This window comes from Geitlerinema sp. CS-897, from assembly GCF_028368005.1.
GTDB lineage: Bacteria > Cyanobacteriota > Cyanobacteriia > Cyanobacteriales > Geitlerinemataceae > Baaleninema > Baaleninema simplex.
The window spans coordinates 1-3,404 of record NZ_JAQNCQ010000211.1 but is presented as its reverse complement, the minus strand read 5'-3'; the positions used below and the strand labels follow the sequence as shown (position 1 = coordinate 3,404).

Sequence of the window (3,404 nt, the reverse complement as noted above, 5' to 3'; positions counted from 1 at the left end):
GAGCAAGGGAGAGGGGGAGAAACTGTTATCTGTTCGCTGTCTTCACTGGCGACTGGTGACTGGTGACTGGTGACTGGTGACTGGTGACTGTACAAAGCCTCATCCTCTCCTCACTTTTAGTGAGAATGGCTCGATCGAGCGAGGTAGATTCCGATTAATACAACGAAAAAGGCGATCCAGTTCGTCCAATTCAAGACTTCTCCGAAAATCGCCCAGGCGAAGATCGCGGTTAAAATCGGTTCGAGTAACAGCAAAATCGCGACGAATCCCGAGGAAAACTGTTTGAGGCTGTAAACGAGTAACCCTTGTCCTAAAGCCTGACAGATAACCGCTAAAGCAGCAACAGCAAACCAACCTTCCCAGGTTTGGGGAAACAGGCGAGCTTCGGACAGCCACGCGACGGGAAATACTAGCATCGCCCCCACGCTACACCGCCACAGTAAAATCGTCGTGGCTGGATATTTGGTTCGCAAGCTCTCGACGAGGAGCAAGTTTGCCCCGTACAGCATCGCTGAAACTAGGGCGATCGCATCGCCGAGAAGATGTTCGGCCGAAATTTGTAAGTCGTCGAAACCGATAAATGTCGCTCCGATGACGGCGACACCCGTTCCGATAACGAAGCGGCGATCGAACTGCTGTCCCAACAGCCACCACCCGCCCAAACTGGTAAAAATTGGGGTCAGGTTCCGTAAGACGGTGGAGTTGGCGACGCTCGTTTGAGTCAGAGACCACGCCCACAATGCCACGGAAGTCGAGGCGACAGCAGCTACGGCCACTAACCGCAGAATGTCTGAGGCGGTGTAAGGGGTGTTGGGTGGCGTGAGGGAAAAGTCGCGATCGTCTCGCCACTGTCGCAGGACGTCGAGCATCCAAAATACCACGGTGGCGATGAGGAGTCGGTTGAAAATCGTGGCGTTGGGGCCGATTTCCCGTTCTGCCAATCGAATGAAAATCGCCGCACAGGAAACGGCGACGAGGGCGATCGCGAGGGTGAGAAGAGGGAGGAGGTTAGCGGAAAAAGCGGAGAGAGAGAAGGGTTTCTGGTGAAGTTCCAGATTTTCAGTCATAGTGTGGGTGAACTGCGATCGAAGCGTTTGGCGTTTGTAGGCTCGCGAGTGGGGAACGCGAGGGAGCGGCGATCGAGGAACGTTGGGAAGATTCGGAGTCGGAGGAAAACAGAGGGGCGATGAGGGCGAAAAGGATGCCGCCGAAGACGAGTATTTCGGCGATCGCGAGGAGACGAGAGGGAGGGTTCGACATTTACGGTTTCCAAATTGACTGGATTTGCGGCCACCACTGACGAGGCGTGTCGTTATCGCGAGTGTGCCACGTCCACATCGATCGCAGCAAGGAGAGACCCCCGACCCAAAAGGCGGTTACGAGGTGAACGATCGCGGCGATCGCCATTGTTACCCAAGCCCACAAATGTAGGGTATACCAGGTTTCGTATAGTTCTCCGGCGGGCAACCACGCTTCTTTCATCATGCGCCCGGTGATGAGGGCAAAGGTGGCGGCCAATAGCATCACGGTATTGACGAGGCGATGCAGGGCGTTACGTCCGGCGGGACGATGGAGTTGTCGGAGTTGGCGCAACGTGTTAGCTCCGACGAGCCGATTTTGCCCTAAATGGAAGCTGTACAGGGCAAAGAGGGGTAAACAGAATAGTAACGCTACGCCAAAGGTTCCGTGAATGCCGATGATATCGGGAATTGTCGGTACGGACAGTTGCAGTAAGCGTCTGTCGTAGGTCAGATACACCCAAGCGGCACTGAGTAAAGCCAGCAGGATAACAACAGCGGTGAGACCGTGGAGCAGACGCAAAAGTGAGGGTTGGTAGGGCTGCGATCGCGACATGGCAAATGTAGAAATTCAGACGGGTTTTCGAGCGATAGATTTGTTTATAGCACAAGTCTCGATTGGGTTCGTCTCTATGGGCGATCGCCGAACGTTCGAGCTTGAGTTTTTTTAGAAAAATTCAAAAAAATTGAAATATTTATATTTTTAAAATATGGGCGACTCGATTTTGGGTTGGTTCGGTTGTTTAAATCGCGGTTTCGATGCGATCGAACGGTAAAACCAAAAGGGCGCATCTCACTTTTGCGATCGAAATTTCACCCATCCTCCCCGAACTCACGGGGAGGTGTCGAAGGTGGAGGGGACGTTCTATACAATTAAAATTATTCAACCAAAATAAATTTAAATTATTTGAATAATGTAAGCAATTGATTTCGTAAACCAATTAATTTTAGAATAGTATTAAAATTTTAATTCGCAATAATTTTTTGAATTTATTTTTTAGATTTTAAATAATTTATGATGTAAAAATGAATCAAAAATGATATTTTTTATGTTTTTGTGAAATTCATTTTTTTTGATAAAATTAAAAATAGTAAGACTTTTAAAAACGTCCGAATCTATCATGGAACTGACCCTCTTAAGCCTAGAACTCACCACAATAACGTTAGTGGCGATCGGGTTGGCAGCCGATGCCTTCGCCGTTTCGCTGACCAGCGGCTTAGCGATTCGCCACATCAAACTCAACAAAGCCCTTAAAATTGCTCTGTTTTTCGGTGGGTTTCAGGCATTCATGCCCTTACTGGGTTGGGGGATGGGGTTGGGATTCCGTCAGGCGATCGCCAGCATCGACCATTGGATCGTCTTTGTGCTGTTGGTATTTCTCGGCGGACGCACGATTTACGAAGCTTGGCAAGATACGGACGACGACAAACCGTTTAACCCTCTCAAAATAGAGACCCTGTTGGTTCTGTCTGTGGCTACCAGCCTGGACGCCTTAGCTGCGGGGTTGGGATTTTCGGTATTGAAAATGCCGATCTTACTGGCGATTTCGATCGTGGGAAGCGTGACCTTTAGTCTGTGCGTTCTCGGTGTTTACATCGGTCACTATTTTGGCAATTGGTTCCAAAGCAAAGTTGAGATTGTCGGTGGGCTAATTTTAATGGGAATTGGCAGTAAAATCCTGTGGGAACATCTCAGCGTCGAGGTATTTCAAAGTGTAGGTTGACCGCCTAAGTGGTGCAGAAAGCTTTTTGAGAGAGTCTTTTGGGTTTAAGGTGATAAGCTAATTTTATGATAAGTAAAACCCTTACTGTAGGGACGTCATGGCAATGCCTCCCCCGCCCAGTTTCGCATTCAAAATAACAAATTACACCGCAATTCCCGAAGACTCTTTCGAGATCGGGAATTGACAAAAAACATAAAATCTGTATTGAGACTCGAGCCAGATCCCCGGCATCTCCAAGATGATATCTGTTTAGCGATGCTCACTCAGGTCGAAGCCTGCCAAGGCATGGCCTGGGCAACGAGGTCAATAAAGGAGTCGTCAGATTGGGCAGCCGTAGCCGCCAAGGAAGCTAAAATCTCCCAAGTGCGAGCGCCGGATTCGG

The 3,404-nt window shown here is 49.4% G+C and carries 4 protein-coding genes; 1 reads left to right on the top strand and 3 read right to left on the bottom strand.

Annotated features, from left to right (window positions below):
* Window positions 1–116: 116 nt before the first annotated feature.
* The 3 genes from POG22_RS13340 to POG22_RS13330 are packed head-to-tail and all read right to left on the bottom strand — an operon-like array spanning window position 117 to window position 1,854.
* Entirely contained in the window at window positions 117–1,067 is a 951-nt protein-coding gene (locus POG22_RS13340; protein WP_498905788.1) for a DMT family transporter, read from the bottom strand.
* Entirely contained in the window at window positions 1,060–1,260 is a 201-nt protein-coding gene (locus POG22_RS13335; protein ID WP_017663170.1) for a hypothetical protein, read from the bottom strand. Before POG22_RS13335 ends, POG22_RS13340 begins: the two co-directional genes overlap by 8 nt.
* Window positions 1,261–1,854 (bottom strand): cytochrome b/b6 domain-containing protein, encoded by a 594-nt coding sequence (locus tag POG22_RS13330; protein WP_017663171.1) that lies wholly within the window; start codon window positions 1,852–1,854, stop codon window positions 1,261–1,263.
* A gap of 565 nt (window positions 1,855–2,419) precedes the next feature.
* On the opposite strand from POG22_RS13330, the gene POG22_RS13325 reads away from it, so the two are divergent.
* A complete protein-coding gene (locus tag POG22_RS13325; RefSeq protein WP_498905786.1) occupies window positions 2,420–3,022 on the top strand; it encodes a manganese efflux pump MntP in 603 nt (200 codons plus the stop codon).
* Window positions 3,023–3,404 lie beyond the last annotated feature (382 nt).

Excerpts from the sequence above, each read along its gene's own strand:
- POG22_RS13340 (WP_498905788.1), bottom strand. The coding sequence starts at position 1,067 with ATGACTGAAAATCTGGAACTTCACCAGAAACCCTTCTCTCTCTCCGCT.
- POG22_RS13335 (WP_017663170.1), bottom strand. The coding sequence starts at position 1,260 with ATGTCGAACCCTCCCTCTCGTCTCCTCGCGATCGCCGAAATACTCGTC.
- POG22_RS13330 (WP_017663171.1), bottom strand. The coding sequence starts at position 1,854 with ATGTCGCGATCGCAGCCCTACCAACCCTCACTTTTGCGTCTGCTCCAC.
- POG22_RS13325 (WP_498905786.1), top strand. The coding sequence starts at position 2,420 with ATGGAACTGACCCTCTTAAGCCTAGAACTCACCACAATAACGTTAGTG.